The sequence below is a fragment of the Methanoculleus caldifontis genome (genome assembly GCF_032842345.1).
GTDB classification, from domain to species: Archaea; Halobacteriota; Methanomicrobia; order Methanomicrobiales; family Methanoculleaceae; genus Methanoculleus; species Methanoculleus caldifontis.
In genome coordinates this window covers 174,083-188,972 of record NZ_WBKO01000003.1, presented here as the reverse complement: position 1 = coordinate 188,972, position 14,890 = coordinate 174,083, and the positions used below count along the sequence as shown (strand labels likewise).

Annotated in this window: 11 protein-coding genes; 4 read left to right on the top strand and 7 right to left on the bottom strand. The window is 65.6% G+C overall.

The genetic code is table 11. The annotated features are described in order from the left end of the window. The first annotated feature begins 427 nt into the window (after positions 1-427). Positions 428-2,470, top strand: coding sequence for an acetate--CoA ligase family protein (locus tag F8E02_RS12650; RefSeq protein ID WP_317065970.1), 2,043 nt, complete (start codon positions 428-430; stop codon positions 2,468-2,470). A 37-nt stretch (positions 2,471-2,507) separates the two neighbouring features. Here F8E02_RS12650 and F8E02_RS12645 read toward each other — a convergent pair whose 3' ends face one another. Continuing rightward, on the bottom strand, positions 2,508-4,055 hold the full coding sequence (locus F8E02_RS12645; RefSeq protein ID WP_317065969.1) for a glycosyltransferase family 2 protein: 1,548 nt from the start codon (positions 4,053-4,055) through the stop codon (positions 2,508-2,510). A gap of 167 nt (positions 4,056-4,222) precedes the next feature. On the opposite strand from F8E02_RS12645, the gene F8E02_RS12640 reads away from it, so the two are divergent. The 3 genes from F8E02_RS12640 to F8E02_RS12630 all read left to right on the top strand — a co-directional run bounded on the left by F8E02_RS12640 (position 4,223) and on the right by F8E02_RS12630 (position 9,137). After that, positions 4,223-4,852, top strand: a complete 630-nt coding sequence (locus F8E02_RS12640; RefSeq protein WP_317065967.1) for a superoxide dismutase — start codon at positions 4,223-4,225, stop codon at positions 4,850-4,852. A 301-nt stretch (positions 4,853-5,153) separates the two neighbouring features. Continuing rightward, on the top strand, positions 5,154-6,599 hold the full coding sequence (locus F8E02_RS12635) for a heterodisulfide reductase-related iron-sulfur binding cluster (RefSeq protein ID WP_317065966.1): 1,446 nt from the start codon (positions 5,154-5,156) through the stop codon (positions 6,597-6,599). 210 nt (positions 6,600-6,809) lie between these two features. Continuing rightward, on the top strand, positions 6,810-9,137 hold the full coding sequence (locus F8E02_RS12630) for an ATP-binding protein (protein ID WP_317065965.1): 2,328 nt from the start codon (positions 6,810-6,812) through the stop codon (positions 9,135-9,137). A 23-nt stretch (positions 9,138-9,160) separates the two neighbouring features. On the opposite strand, the gene F8E02_RS12625 is transcribed toward F8E02_RS12630, so the two are convergent. The 6 genes from F8E02_RS12625 to F8E02_RS12600 all read right to left on the bottom strand — a co-directional run bounded on the left by F8E02_RS12625 (position 9,161) and on the right by F8E02_RS12600 (position 14,890). Further along, positions 9,161-10,597, bottom strand: a complete 1,437-nt coding sequence (locus F8E02_RS12625; protein WP_317065964.1) for an MATE family efflux transporter — start codon at positions 10,595-10,597, stop codon at positions 9,161-9,163. Positions 10,598-10,922: 325 nt separating this feature from the next. Then, the gene (locus F8E02_RS12620) at positions 10,923-11,204 is read right to left on the bottom strand and encodes an ATP cone domain-containing protein (protein WP_317066046.1); all 282 of its coding nucleotides are present in this window, start codon (positions 11,202-11,204) and stop codon (positions 10,923-10,925) included. A gap of 38 nt (positions 11,205-11,242) precedes the next feature. Next, positions 11,243-11,917, bottom strand: coding sequence for a ribonuclease III domain-containing protein (locus tag F8E02_RS12615; protein WP_317065963.1), 675 nt, complete (start codon positions 11,915-11,917; stop codon positions 11,243-11,245). 46 nt (positions 11,918-11,963) lie between these two features. Further along, positions 11,964-13,046, bottom strand: coding sequence for an NAD(P)/FAD-dependent oxidoreductase (locus F8E02_RS12610; RefSeq protein ID WP_317065962.1), 1,083 nt, complete (start codon positions 13,044-13,046; stop codon positions 11,964-11,966). A gap of 353 nt (positions 13,047-13,399) precedes the next feature. Beyond that, positions 13,400-13,639: a DUF3006 domain-containing protein gene (locus tag F8E02_RS12605; protein WP_317065961.1), complete on the bottom strand. Its 240-nt coding sequence runs from the start codon at positions 13,637-13,639 to the stop codon at positions 13,400-13,402. Positions 13,640-13,642: 3 nt separating this feature from the next. Continuing rightward, the gene (locus tag F8E02_RS12600; protein WP_317065959.1) at positions 13,643-14,890 is read right to left on the bottom strand and encodes a lamin tail domain-containing protein; all 1,248 of its coding nucleotides are present in this window, start codon (positions 14,888-14,890) and stop codon (positions 13,643-13,645) included.

Genomic DNA, 14,890 nt, shown 5'->3' with positions numbered 1-14,890 from the left:
AACACTCCCCGGAGAGCGGGCACGGCAGGCCGTCCCCGGCATGAGTCTTCATTCTGAATCTGCTCCGGACGGGTTAAACATTACCCCGCACCCCGCCCCGCTCAAGCCTGAGCGGCGTCTGCGGCACCCGTTCCGGCCGGCGATCTCCGGCGGCGACCCCGGCCCCCCTTGCGCATGCGGCCGCAAATGGTCCCTTTGCTCTGCAATTCGGACGACCGGGGAGATCAATGGGAGGGTTCAGAAGGTCGCAGGGCCCCTCTGGCGAATTTATCATGTTGAATCATTACAAAACCTATAAAACCGATATGAGACCACGCTGTAAGGTTCATTCCGCCCTGCTGGTCCGGGATTCCGGGAGACGGTTCAGCCGTCAGGAACGTGACCACAGTAACATTGAGATGCTCGATTACAAATTTGAGGCGACAACATGGCAAAGAGAATGCTGAGCGAGTTTGAATCGTACGACTTCCTGAAACAGTACGGTGTCCCGGTACCGGAGCACGCAATCGTCCAGACCCCTGCCGAAGCAGGCAAGGCGGCAGAGAAGATCGGCTTCCCGGTCGTCATGAAGATCTATTCGCCCCAGATCATCCACAAGAGCGATGCTGGCGGCGTTATCGTCAGTATATCCTCAAAACAGGCTGCTGAGGAGGCGTTCGCGAAGATCGTCTCGAACGCGAAGGCGTATAACCCCGACGCCGAGATCAAAGGCGTCATCGTCGAGCAGCAGGCGGCACCGGGACTCGAACTGATCATCGGCGGGAAGACCGATCCGGCGTTTGGGAAGGTGCTCACCTTCGGTATGGGCGGCACCCTCGTCGAGCTGATGAAGGACGTCACCCTGCGGATTCTCCCGGTCTCCGAAGAGGACATCCGGCAGATGGTCAGGGAGATCCACGGCTACCCGATGATCCAGGGCTACCGCGGGACGAAGCCCCGTGACGAGGAGACCCTGGTCAAGATCATCTGGGCGGTCAACTGCTTCTTCGCCGAGAACACCAACGTCGTCGAGTTCGACATCAACCCTGTCAGGCTGTACGAGTCGGGGGCCTGCATCGTCGACGCCCGTATCTTCGTCGACGACGAAGCGGTCGAGCGGACGGTGAAAGAGCGGCCGTTCGTCCCGATCGAGTACTTCACCCCCCGGTCGATCGCGGTCATCGGGGCCTCGTCGGAGCCCAAGAAGATGGGTTACGCCGTGATGCACAACCTCCTCCACTTCCCCGGACAGCTCTACCCCGTCAACAACAAGCGTGGCGAGGTCCAGGGACTCAAAGCCTACCCCTCCATCCTCGATATCCCGAACCCCGTTGACATGGCGGTCATCACCGTCCCCGCAAAGCACGTGCCGAGCGTCATCGAGGAGTGCGGCCAGAAAGGCGTCTCAATGGCGATCGTCATCACCGCCGGTTTCAAGGAGATGGGCGAAGGAGGCAAGGCGCTCGAGGACCGGGTCCTCCAGATCGCAAAGGGTTACGGCACGCGGATCATAGGTCCGAACTGCCTCGGCCTGATCGTCCCCCCCAAGGGCATCGACACCACCTACGTCCACGAGTCCCCGAAACCCGGTAGCATCGCCTTCATCTCCCAGAGCGGCGCCATCGTCAACACGGTGGTCGACTGGAGCATCAAGCAGGACATCGGCTTTTCGGCGGTCGTCTCGGTGGGTAACCAGGCGGACCTCAACTTCATCGACTACCTCAGGTTCGTGGAGCGCGACCCCAAGACCAAGGGCATCATCCTCTACATCGAGGAGGTCCAGGACGGCAAGACCTTCATGAAGGTGGTCAGCGAGGTCGCGAAGACCAAGCCCGTCGTGGCGATCAAGTCCGGCTCCTCCGCCAAAGGCCAGGCAGCAGCCTCGTCCCATACGGGTTCCCTCTCCGGGTCGTACGACGTCTACATGGAAGCCTTCCGCGAGGCCGGCGTGATCCCCGTCCACACCCTGACCGGAGCGTTCCAGGTCGCGGAGATGCTCGCGCTCCCGAAGGGCTACCCGCGGGGCAAGCGCGCGGTCGTGATCACGAACGCCGGCGGGTTTGCGGTGCTCTCCTCCGACTACGCCGAGCGCTACGGGATCGACATCATCACCCTGCCGCCGGATGTCTTGAAAGAACTCAACGAACTCCTGCCCGAGTTCTGGAACAAAGGCAACCCGATCGACCTCCTCGGCGACGCTAACGAGAAGCGGTTCGAGCAGACGTTCAGCATCCTCGCCAGGCACCAGGACTGCTGGGACATCGCGTTCGTCGTCGGGTTCCCGAACCTCGTCATCGGCTCCGAGCAGCTCGCAAACCAGATCACCCGGTTCTCGGAGAAGACCGAGAACATGATCGTCGGGACGCTGCTCGGCGGCGACTCGATGGAACGGGGCCGCAAGGTCCTCAAGGAGAACGGGATCCCGAGCTTCGAGGAACTCGACTTCACCTTCCGCGTGATGGGCCGGATCCTCTGGCAGCGATTCAGATAATCCATCTTTTTTTCGCCGGCAACGCCCCGTCAGATCTTCACCCGCTCTCCGGCACCCGTCTCCCGTCCCGCCGCCAGACGACCAGGAACGACGAGAGGACGAGGAGCGTGTACCCGGCCCAGAAGAACGGGATCACCGATGCGGCTCCCGGCTCCCCGGCGGCGAGCCGGAGGATGGCGGCGGCCATCGAGACCAGGATGGCGGCGATCACGAGGAGGACCGGCGCGATCCTGACGCGGGGCGTCCGGCCGGCCGGTCCCGCCGCCACCTTGGGTGTCACGACGAACGGGAGATCCTTGCCGGAGACGGCGTACAGGATCGCCCGGGCGTAGACGAACGCGAGCGTGTTGAAGATCGCCTGCGAGAGCGCGAGGTCGCGGAGGGAGTACTGCCGCTCGCGGATGCTGATGGCGACCTGAATGGCGATCACCACCACGAGCACCACGGCAAAGACCGACGGGAGCCATACCGGCAGGATAGGGACGGCGAAGAGGAGCGTGGCGACGGGAAGGAGGAAGAACGCTACGTTCACCCCCCCGAGCAGGTACATGGAGACGATCACGACGAACTCGATCCAATGGAGCAGGGGCATGCTCCGGGGGTGTGCCGCAAGGTGCCGGAAGATGGTCAGCAGAAGCCGGGTGTTCCCGTATGCCCAGCGGAGCTGCTGCGTGAAGTAGGCGGCGAGGTTCGGCGGCGCGAGCCCTTCGGCGTATACGGCGTCAAGGAAGATCCCGCGGTGTCCCCTGAGGTGGAACGCAAAGCAGGTGGCGATATCCTCGGCGATGCAGGTCTCGTCCATCCCCCCGACGGCGGCGAGATGGCTCGTCCGGAAGACGCAGTTCGAGCCGGTCAGCATGGCGGTGCGGTTGACGGAGAGGCCCCTGCAGACGTGCTTGTTGTAGATGTGCTGCTGGTAGGAGAAGGTGACGCTTATCGGGTCGTTCTTCTCCGACCGGAAGAACTGCGGGGTCTGGACGAAGGACGCGGCGGGGTCGGCCTCGAGGACCGGGACCAGGTCGGCGAGGATCGTCGGTTTCACCCTCTGGTCGGCGTCGAGCACGAGGAGGTAGGGCGTCCCGTCGTCGAGGAGGGAGAGGGCATGGTTGATCGCCCCGGCCTTGAACCCTTTCCTGTGGTCCCGGTGGATGTACCGGATGCCGAACTTCCGTGCGACCTCTTTTAGCGCCGCCCTCTTCTCCGGGTCCGTAGAGTCGTCGAGGAGGTAAATGCTGACGCCGGGATAGGCGATCGCCGCACACGCGCTGACGCAGGACTCGACCACGGAAGGGTCCTCGTTGTAGGCGGGGATGAAGACCGCGGCAGGAGGGAGAGGACCGTCGCTCACGGGCGGCGCAGGATGGCTCACGGGGTAGGCGTAAAGCGATCGCAGGAGGTGATCGGCGTAACTGAGGAACTGGACAGCCCCGAACGCCGTGACGCCGACGAGGACGAGGGTGACCGCTCTCGCAGAGAGGTCCCAGCCTGCTCCGGCGAGTATGAGGTGGAGGTCGTGGAGAAGCACGAGCGCCACCAGTATCACGAGCGTGACGGTAAAGAGCGATATGCGTGCTGCCGTCTTCATGAAGTGGCCACCGCCGGCCTGAGGGCCTCGTGCTCGCGCACCGGAACGTGCAGGACGGTCAGGATACCACCCATCGCTCCGGGATATTTAAAGGTGTTGGGTGCCGCTCCGGCCCGGGCCCACCAACATCATAAATACCTCGCTCTCCATAGGGACAGTTGATACCCATGGCTGAACAGAAGATGACAACCACACAAAAGAAGTATCAACTGCCGCCCCTCCCCTACGCACCCGACGCCCTTGAGCCGCAGATCTCAAGGGAGCAACTCTCCCTCCACCACGACAAGCACCACCAGGCCTACGTCACCGGCGCGAACGCGAATCTCGAGAAACTCGAGAAAGCGCGCCAGGAAGGCAGCGAGGTGGACATGAAAGCGCTCTTAAAGGAACTCTCGTTCAACATCGGCGGCCACATCCTGCACACCCTCTTCTGGCCGAACCTGGCCCCGGCCGGGAAAGGCGGCGGCGGGAAGCCGGGCGGCGCCCTTGCCGACCTGATCGAGAGAGAGTGGGGCTCCTTTGACCGGTTCAAGGCCGAGTTCACGAAAGCGGCCGCGAGCGCCGAAGGGTCCGGCTGGGCGGCGCTGGCATACTGCACCCTGACCGACCGCCCCATGATCATGCAGATCGAGAAGCACAACAACCACGTCTACCCGACGTTTAAGATCCTGATGGTGCTCGACGTCTGGGAGCACGCCTACTACGTCGATTACCGGAACAACCGGGCGGGGTTCATCGACGGGTTCTGGGAGATCGTGAACTGGGAGACCGTGAACAAGCGGCTTGAGAACCTCTAACCCTCTTTTTCCAGCCCGAACCGGCGCTCGCCGCCCCTCAGACGGCCCCGCAGGACCGTGCCGGCGACTGTTGCTCCGGCGGCTCCCTCATCGGCGAGTCCCGGCGGATCCTGATCCAAACAATTAAGTAGTCCTCGCAGGATTGTAACCGACGACGTTATGAACACGGGGGGAGCGATGAATCGATACTGGAAGCGGTGCAGGCCGGTCGCCGGCCCTGGACGTTCTCCGGGAGAAGGACGGACGACCTGTTTTAGGATGCACGGAGCAGAGGCCGGGACAACGGTCTTCCGGTTTGAGCATGCTCGGTAGAGCTCTCCCGTGGCCGGACAGGAAGATCGTCCTGGACGCCATCACGGAGGGGGCCATCCGCCGCCTGCTCGACGAGAGGGACCCCCGGCTCCGGAACTTCCTGCTCTGCAACGCCTGCGGCTCCTGCACGCCCTACTGCCCTGCGCGGATAAACGATCCCGGAGCGAACGGGGACTCCGGCTACCTCGCACGGGGGGTGACCGCAGCCCTCCAGGCAGGACGGCGCCCGGAGATCAACCTTGCCGACTGCGTCCAGTGCTACTCCTGCGAGACGATCTGCCCGCGGTCCGTCAGCATCGGCGGGATCATCAACGCCGTCTACGAGACGGAGCATGTCCAGCCGGTCTTCCGCCGGATGCTCCTTGACCGGGGAGGGCTCCCGCCTTACGCCTTTCTTCCTGTCTACGCGAGCAGGAGGAGACTCGGGAACTTCGTCGCGAAGGCCGTCCGGCACCCCTACCGGGTCGACGAGCGGGCCGTCGCCGAGGTCGGGAGCCTCCTCCTCCGTCCGGTCGACGCGTCGGCCTTCTCCCTGAACGGACACGCGGCGCCGAAACGCCCGCTCACTCCCCCGGACCAGGTCTTCCACCTCCGGTCCTGCTGCGCCTTCAACTACCCCGGCGCCGATCTCTCGCAACGCAGGATCCTTTCTGCGCTCGGCGTCCGGTGCGTGACCTCGAGTTCGCAGACCTGCTGCGGAGGCGCTCCGCATTACATGGGCGGCGCCGGGTTTGCCGACCGGCTCCTCCTCACCGCCCGGAACCTCAGCGTCATCCGCGACGCGTGCGGAGAGGACGATATCGCCGTCACCGGGATCTGCCCGACCTGCAGCGACTCGTATGTCGCTGCGCTGGAACTCCTCGCCGGGAGCGCCAACCGGGCGGTGGTGAACGAGGCACTGGGCAGGATCGGGCGGGAGGTGAGCGAACCGGGGGGGTTCTCCGTGGCGAACATCCTCGACCTCTACCCGCTCTACCTCGGCGAGCTCCAGAGGCTCGTCGAGACGCGGCTCTCGGGGCTCCGGGTCGGGGTTCACGTCAGTTGCCACTACCGGAAGATGAACGGCAGCCTTGCCGTCCCGCGGAAATTGCACGACCTCACGACGATCACCGGGGCGCAGGTCGTCAGGAGCAGGATGGAGCACTACTGCTGCGGCGGTGTCAAGAACCTCTTTGACCGGCACCTGAACGGCGATGCCGACGAGGTTCCCCGGCTGAACCGGCTTGTTTGCCGGGATTTCGTGGACAACCGTCTCGACGTGATGGTCGTCGACTGCCCGGGGTGCGAACTCGTATACGACCACATGGGCATCCCGGTGCTTCACATCACCGAACTCCTCGCGCTCGCTATGGGCGCCGATCCCCACTCGACGGTCTATATCCAGGGTCACCTGACATCGCTCTCTCCGGCGCTTGCGCGGATCGGGGTCCTCTAGGGGGTTCTCCGGGCCGGGAGCCCGGGGGCGGCCGGGGAGGAGGCCGCCCCCGTGGAATCCGGTCGCACCGGGGAGAACAACGGCGACCAGGGAAACGGGAAAATATCCGACCTCAAGCGGCCGGCGACCGCAAATCTCTTATCACCAGAAATATGACTGTACTCATATAATTTTTACAGAATATCGGCCACAAGGGGGCGAAACCTTCACATGAGCACAGCAGATTCTCTATTTACCCAACCAAAACAGACATTCCAGATCCTCGACGAGCCCGGGGTGGGGATCCTCGTGCTCGACCGCGACAGAAAGGTGGCCTGGACGAACGCCCATACCATGGAGATCCTCTCCGCCCGCGAGGAGGAGATCCTGGGGCGCGATGCCCGCCGGGTTCTTGAGGAGCACCTCATACCGCGTGTCCGCGAAGACGAGGACGCACGGAGACTCCTCGCTGCGATGAGCGCCGGCGAGGAGGTCCCCGGCCTCGATCTCTCCGTCCCCGAAAGCCGGGGGGAGGAGCGGCAGGTCGTCTACTCGAGCCGGAAGATGCACCACGAACCATTTACGGGAATGTGGGTGCTCCGCCTGCGGGCCGGCACCGGCAGGCATGCGGGCGGCGCCGCGCAGGCGGAGACGGAACGGGTCCGAGGCCTGCGCACGCTGCACAGAATATCGAGGTTGATCGATGCCGGCGCTCTCCCCGGAGACGACCTCTTCCGCGAGATCGCCCGGATCCTCCCGTCCGGGTTTCGCCGTCCCCAGCGGATAGGCGTCCGGATCACCCACGGCGACGCAGTGTACGCCCACCGCTACCGGGAAACGCCCTGCAGGCTCGCCGCCAGGATACGGGTGGAGAGAAAGCGGGCCGGGAGCCTGGAGGTGGTCTATCTTGCGGGCGATACCGCGTTCTCCGGCGACGAGGAGTACCTCATTGAGGCGACGGCGGATATGCTCGGCCGGGCCCTCGGGAGGCAGAACGAGGAGGAGCGATACCGCTCGTTCGTCCGCGACTTCCAGGGCATCGCATACCGCAAGACCGTCGGCTCCGAACCTCTCTTCCTTCACGGTGCGGTGGAGACGATCACCGGCTACACCGGGGACGAGTTCCTCGCCGGGACCGTCTGCTGGGATGCGATCGTGCATCCCGACGACCGTTCCCGCCTCCAGGAGAGCGCTGATAGGCTACAGACGGTGGCGGGGTTCTCCACCGAGCGGGTATACCGGATCCTGCACAGGGACGGCACCCTCCGGTGGGTCAGGGAGTTCGTCCAGAACGTCTGCAGCGACGACGGCACACCCGTCCTGATCCAGGGGACCGTCCACGACGTCACCGAACAGCGGTCCGCGGGCGAACGGCTGGTCTCTTCGAACCGGCAGCTCCTGGTCCTCAACCAGATCATGGGGGTATCCGCATCCTCCCTCTCGCTCGACGAACTGCTCGAGGCGTCGCTCGCAAAGACCCTTGACCTGCTCGACTTCGACGTGGGGCTGACTTACCTCCTCAACCCGGAACGGACGGCGGCGCAGACGCGCTACAACCACGAGGTTCCGGAGGAGTTCCTCGCGCGCAATCGGACGATCAAAGTCCACCACTGGCCCTGGAACTTCGTCCTCGTCGCCGGACAGCCGCGGTATCTCGACCTGCAGAGCGAACCGGGCACGGCCGGGGAGGAGATCCTCTCGTCGCTCGGAGTCGCGTCCCTCGCCTGCATCCCGATCCTCGCGGAGTCGGTCGTGGTCGGGGCACTCTTCCTCGGGAGCCGCGGGAGGGACGAGATCGGGGACGACGAGCGGCACCTTCTCGAAGCGATCGGGCGGGAGATCGGCTCAGGCGTCCTCCGGAGCATGCTCCACAAACGGCTGGAGGCGGCCCACCGCGAGACGAACCTCTACCTCGACATCATGACCCACGACATCAAGAACGCCGAGAACGTCGCGAGCCTCTACTGCGACCTCCTGCTCGATACGCTGGAGGGAGAGGGCGCGGAGTACGCGAAGAAACTCAGGGGATGCGTCAGGAAGAGCGCCGGCATCCTCCAGAACGTCTCGACGATCCGCCGGATCCACCAGACCTCCCCCGAGCTCGCACCGGTCCATCTCAGCGGCGTGATCCGTGCGGAGCTTGAGCGGATCCCGGAGGCTGCCGTCTCGTTCGAGGGCACCGCAGCCGAGGTCCGGGCGGACGACCTGCTGGTCGAGGTCTTCGCGAACCTGATCGGCAACGCCGTCACGCACGGCGGGCCGGACGTCCGGGTCGCGGTCAGGGTGGAGGACTACCCCGAAGAGGAGCATACCGTGGTGGTGAGCGTGGAGGATACCGGCCCCGGCATCCCGGATGGGATGAAAGAGGCGATCTTCGACCGGAGCCGGGGGTGCGGGGAAGGGCTCGGCCTCTATATCGTCGGGATGCTCGTTTCCCGCTACGGCGGCCGGATCTGGGTCGAGGACCGCGTGCCGGGCTTCCCGGAGGAAGGCGCGTCGTTCCGTTTCCTGCTGCGCGAAGTGGTCCACCAGGGAACCGACGACGAAGAGATGGAGTGAAAGGGGCATAGGCCCCTCTTTTTTTACGCTGCTGCTGCCGCCGGTGCCGCCGCCACGGTCTGGCGGAGCCTGAGTCCCGCGGTGTACCGGCGTGCCCAGACGTAGCCGAGGATCGCGCCGATCGCGTTCCCTGCGGCAACGCCCCACCAGACGCCCGATAGGCCGTAGCCGAGTTCTATCGCGAAGACCCAGGCGAGCAGGGTCGAGAGGACGACGTTCTGCAGGACCGTGATCGTGAGCGACCGTGCTCCGAGCCCGGTTCCCTGGAAGAACGAGGCCGAGAAGAGGCCGAACCCGACCATCGGGTAGACGAGGCTCGTGACCCGGAGGAACGCCGTCAGCTCCGGGGCGATCCCGGCGGAGTCACCCGGTGCCGCGAAGAGCGCGGCGATCTGGGGGGCGAAGACGAACGTCGTCACCGCGATCCCGATACCGATACCGGTCCCGAGCCTGATGGCGAAGCGGAGGGTCGACTCCATCCGGGCGTATGCCCGCGCCCCGTGGGAGGCGCCGGTGACCGCGACCACCGCCGTGGCGATGGCGAGGATCGGCGTCAGTCCGATGCTCACGATCCGCCACCCGGTCGAGTAGACGGCGACGCCGTCGGTGCTTGAGATCAGGACGATGATCCCGTTCAGGACCAGGGTCATCGCGGCGAGGGAGAACTGCTCGGCGGCGGCCGGAATCCCGACCTGCAGGATCTCCCGCGTGATGGCCGGATCCGGAATAAACTCGCGGAGATGGAGAGAGACATAGGTATCCCTCTTGACGAAGAGCCAGTAGGCCATCGGGACCGCAGAGATGATCTCCGCGATGATGGTTGCAAAGGCCGCTCCCGCGATCCCCATGTCGAACGTGTAGATCAGGATGGGGTCGAGGACGATGTTCGCCACCGCTCCTGCCGCCATCGCGTACATCGTCCGCTTCGCGTCGCCTTCCCCGTGCAGGAGGGCGTAGGCCACCTCGCCGAAGAGGAGGGCGAACGTCCCCATAAAGAGGATCCGTGCGTACTCCGTGGCGAGGCCGACGGCGTTGCCCGCTCCCATCAGGACGAAGATCTCTTCGGCAAAGAGGGAGAGCGGGATGGTGACGACGACGGCGAGGACGGTCATCAGGAGGATGGTGTGCATCGCAACGCTGCTTGCACCGGCCCGGTTGCGGGCGCCGATCATCCGGGCGAGCGCCGCTTCTCCCCCGGTGCCGAGACCGCTCGCTAAGCCGATGGTGATGATGAAGAGCGGGAATGAGAACCCGACGGCGGCAAGAGCATCTGCACCGAGACCCGCAACCCAGAACGCGTCGACGACGCTGTAGAGGGTCATCAGGGTCATCGCGACCATCATCGGCAATGAGAGCCGGAGGATCGCGGTCTTCGGATCGGCGAGGAGTATCTTTGTTCCTTCTGTATCTGTCTGGTTACTGGGTATAGGTGTGTTGTCTTCAGACTCGCTGATTGGCATACATATCGCCTGCTGGCGCGCCCACGCCGCCGCCCCCCGTCGAAATCAGGGAGGTTTCAGTGGCTTTATGGGACATCGTGCCGTTCTGTGGATGCTGATTGCCGCATGTACCCGGTATACGCGACCGAACGGAAAGCGGCCTCTCGGCAGCCGTCCCCGATCTCGCCCCTCCGGGCGGCATAGGAGTATCCAGGACAAATATGGGCGCGGATCAGTAGATATTGCTTCCGCTGTGAGAGGGTGAAAAGGGCAATCCTTAAAGGATCGGAAGGGGGAACGCCGCTCCCCTGCCCCGACCCTGCCCGACGGGAGAAGACCGCGGGGATCAGCGGGCGGGCGGCATAGCGACCGCCGCGGCTCCCCGCCTCTTCACGGCCCGGTCGTAGACGAGCCAGTTCTCCTCCCACTCGGGGTTTCGGTCATGGAGCTGCTCGAGCACCCGCCGCCGGATCTCGGCGGCAGGGATGCCGTCGTAGGCGACCCGTTCTACGGCCTCGCTGATCGCCCGGGCCTCTTCCGGCGGGGCGCCCGCCTTCAACGCGCTCACGGTCACTTTTTCCCGAACGAACGGCTCTCTTCTGCCGTCGGACTTGACAACATGGACCAGTTCAATCGCCTCCGGGGGGCCGGAGGCGACGGGGCACCTTAATGGTTCCGCACGGCGGGCGGTTCGAGGAGGTGCGCCGCCGACGCAACCCCCCTGAGCCCCTCCCTGAGGAAGAGGATCCCGAAGACCGATTCGACCAGCGTCCCCTTGACGTGGTCGATCTTCCGCTTGCTCCTCGATGCGTCCGGGTCGAAGTGGATCCGGTGCTCGTAGAGGTTCCAGCGGTCGCAGAGCCGGGCGAGGTTCGAGTTCCGGTCGTAGGCCTTCCGGTTCTCGGTCAGGGATCCGGCCCTGGCAACGTCGGGGTCCCAGATCGCCGGCAAAATCCCGACTTTCAGGGCGGCATCGCCGATCCAGGCGAGCGCCCCGGCCGCCTCGTGGAGTCCCGCAAGTTCCCGCAGTTCCGCATCGGCCAGGCTGCACCAGCCGCCGCTCCGGGCGTGCTCCGCGATCTCGTCAAAGAGGTTCCGCGTGCTCGACTGGAACATCGCGACGATGAACTGCTCGCGGCCGCCGAGGGAGTAGCCGAGGTCCGCCTCGATTGCCGGCCGGACCTCTGCCGACGCCCCGGCCGCCTTCGCGAGGACGGTATCGATATTCCGGGTCCAGCGCCGGAGCTTCGCGCCTCTGCCCTGCTCCCGCGCGAGGTCGTCTCTGAGCGCGGCAAGCCTTCCTTCGATCCCCGGCAGGTTCCACTCGAGCGAACGGTGCATCCCGGCCTTCCTTGCTCCCGCAGGAGATGAGCCTTTCCCCGATCCGTCAGCGCCCCGCAAGGCCGCCGAAGACGATGAGGTTCCGGATGCCCCGGCCCCCGATCGCCGCAATCGTCCGCTCGAGCAGGAAGTCGGAGCCGAGGAACCGGTCGGCCATCCTCTTCGTCTTCGCGGCGGTCTCGAGTTCCCGGCCGAGCGCCGAGCGCCACTCCCGCTCGTAGGCGGCGAGGGGCTCGCCGTGGAGGAGGTGGCGGGCCACGGCAAGCCCCGCGATCCTCCCGCAGATCATCGCGGGCGCGATCCCCCCGCCGTTGGAGGCGACGACGTGGCCGGCGGCGTCCCCGACCGCGATGACGTTCCCGCGAACCGTCTCCGGGATCGGCCCCGATACGGGCACGAACCCGGCCATGACGTCCCGGCCGCTATACCCCATCCGCGCCAGGAACGCGTCCAGCAGAACCGGGACCGGTGTCTTCCGGTCCTGGACGCCGAGTCCGACGTTGGCGCACCCCTCTTTCGGGAAGACCCAGGCGTACCCGCCGGGGGCGATCCTGTTCCCGAAATAAAGCCTTATCCTGTCGCCGAACTCTCCGTCGACCCTGCAGGTGACGGCGGGGGCGAGGAGGGCGTTGCGTTCCATCCCGGCCGACCGGCAGACGGGGGAGAGCGGGCCGTCCGCGGCGACGACGACACGGACCTCGACGTCGCCCCGGCGGGTCCGGACCCGATGGCCGTCGCAGGAGAGGAAGGTCGTCTCGAGCGAGAGGGCGGCGCCCGCACGGACGGCCTCTTCCGCGAGGTGCCGGTCGAGCGCGTCGCGGTCGAGGGTATAGCCAGGAAGATCGAACTCGTACTCCCGGCCTTTCGGGGAGACGGCGACGGCGCCCCGGATCTCCCGCCGGATGAGCGCGGGATCAAGTGGAAAGAGGTCGTCGAACCCCGGCGCATGGGGGAGCGCCTCCGCGAGGACCTCCGTAGTCGCGTTGAACTCCCCGCAGCAGACGGGCAGGCCGATCTCCTTCCGCTTATCGATCAGGAGGACATCGAGCCCCGCCTCCGCCGCGTAGCGGGCGGTGGTGCTCCCGGCAGGGCCGGCCCCGACGACGAGCACGTCGCACCGGTTCTTCATCGATGCTTCCGTAGGCAGGGATAGGGTATAAAAAGAGCGGGCGGTGGCGGGGTTACTTCGCGGGAGCCCGCGTCAACGATGAAGGATCGCTGCCTCACGCGAAGACATGAAGGCGGTGTGAACCTTAGCCGTCCTCTTCGCGTTCTTCGCGGCTTCGCGCGAGACTGAGTCAGTATGCATATGCCGTTACCTCACGCGAAGGCGCGAAGCCGCGAAGAGCGAGCGAAGCGAGCTTGAGCACCGCCAGATGCGAAGGACGACCTCCCCGAAGGGGAGGGAGTTTGAGCACCCTCAGGTGTGAAGTGCGACTGCCTGCAGGGCAGGAGTTTGAGCACCCTCAGGTGCGAGGGGAGTCAGTCCCTGCCCTTCGCCCGCAGCCGCGCGATCCGCTCCGCCACCCGCTGCCTCGCCTCCTCCGTCGCCGCGACCTCGCGGCGGACCGCTACCGTGAGGATATCCCCCTCGCGGGCGTCCTCCGGGAGGAGGGAGCGGGGGAGGGTGAAGCGGATCGACTCGTCCTCGCGGACGAGGAGGACGGCGAGGTCTTCCTCGATGCGGTCGAGGCTCACCCTGAACACCGACTCGTCACCCACGGCTCACCCCTCCAGGGTGCTGACGACGGTGCCGTTCGCGTCGGCGAGCGTGGCAGTATCGCCGTCGTTGTTCCAGACAGGCGTTTCCCGGCCCCAGTAGAGGTCGGTCGCGGTCTCGTTGCCAGGCCCGGTGTGGACGGTGACGTTTGCCCCCGGCTCGAGGACATAGACCGGGAAGGTGTAGGTGTTCCGCTCCCCTTCGTCGCTGATCGTCCAGTCCGTGAGGTTGACCGGGGCGGGGTCGGCGTTCGTGACGGTGACCCATTCGTCACGGAGGTCGAGGGCCGTGATGGAGACGCCGGTGACAGGGGTCGCAGTCGGCGTCGCGGTCGCAGTCGGCGTCGCCGCCGCGGGCGTCAGGGTGGCGGCCGGGGCCCCGCCGGCCGTGACGGAGAGCGTCTGGCCGTCGGTGGCGACGATGACGGTCCTATCAAGGTCGGTCCGGTAGATCCTCGAGCCCGTCGCCTCGATCCGTTCGACCGCCTCCTCGTGCGGGTGGCCGTAGTCGTTCCCCTCCCCGACCGTGATGATGCTGATCGCGGGGCTGACCGCGGCGAGGAACGGCGCCGAGGATGCGTGCCGGCTCGCGTGGTGGCCGACCTTCAGGACGTCGGCGTCGAGGTCGAGGCCGGCCTCCATCATGCTCTCCTCGGCAGGCACCCCGGCGTCGGCCATGAAGAGGTAGGAGATATTCCCGTAGGTCGCCTTCAGGACGACCGAGTCTTCGTTGATGTCGCCGAGCGGCTCCGCGGCCGGGTTCAGGATCAGGATCTCAAGGCTGGGATCGAGGGCGATCGTCTGCCCGCGCTCCGCGACAGTATACGGTATTCCCTGCTCCTCGACCAGGGCGAGGAGTCTCTCGTAGGTCGCCGTCGGGTGTGCCTGCCCGGCGTCGACGAACCGGCCGACGGGGAAGGCGGAGACGACGGTGGCAAGGCCGCCGATATGGTCGGAGTGCGGATGGGTCGCGACCACCACGTCAAGCCGTTCGATATTCCTATCCTCGAGATACGCGACGACGCGCTCCCCCATGCCGCGCTCGCCGGCATCGATGAGCATCGTCTTCCCGCGGAACTCGAGAAGGGTCGAGTCGCCCTGCCCGACGTCGATGAAGTGGACGACGAGGTCTCCGGATAGTCCGGAGACGATCTCCGGCTGCTCCGTGGTGGCCGAGCAGCCGGCGGTGATCAAGCAGGTTATGATGCAGGCACAGAGTGCGATGCAGAGCAGGTATCTGGGTACGGACGACAT

Bases quoted from the DNA above. Each gene is read 5' to 3' on its own strand.
- F8E02_RS12625 (WP_317065964.1), bottom strand. From the start codon at position 10,597: ATGCCAATCAGCGAGTCTGAAGACAACACACCTATACCCAGTAACCAG.
- F8E02_RS12615 (WP_317065963.1), bottom strand. From the start codon at position 11,917: ATGCACCGTTCGCTCGAGTGGAACCTGCCGGGGATCGAAGGAAGGCTT.
- F8E02_RS12640 (WP_317065967.1), top strand. From the start codon at position 4,223: ATGGCTGAACAGAAGATGACAACCACACAAAAGAAGTATCAACTGCCG.
- F8E02_RS12645 (WP_317065969.1), bottom strand. From the start codon at position 4,055: ATGAAGACGGCAGCACGCATATCGCTCTTTACCGTCACGCTCGTGATA.
- F8E02_RS12650 (WP_317065970.1), top strand. From the start codon at position 428: ATGGCAAAGAGAATGCTGAGCGAGTTTGAATCGTACGACTTCCTGAAA.
- F8E02_RS12630 (WP_317065965.1), top strand. From the start codon at position 6,810: ATGAGCACAGCAGATTCTCTATTTACCCAACCAAAACAGACATTCCAG.
- F8E02_RS12600 (WP_317065959.1), bottom strand. From the start codon at position 14,890: ATGTCGTCCGTACCCAGATACCTGCTCTGCATCGCACTCTGTGCCTGC.
- F8E02_RS12610 (WP_317065962.1), bottom strand. From the start codon at position 13,046: ATGAAGAACCGGTGCGACGTGCTCGTCGTCGGGGCCGGCCCTGCCGGG.
- F8E02_RS12635 (WP_317065966.1), top strand. From the start codon at position 5,154: ATGCTCGGTAGAGCTCTCCCGTGGCCGGACAGGAAGATCGTCCTGGAC.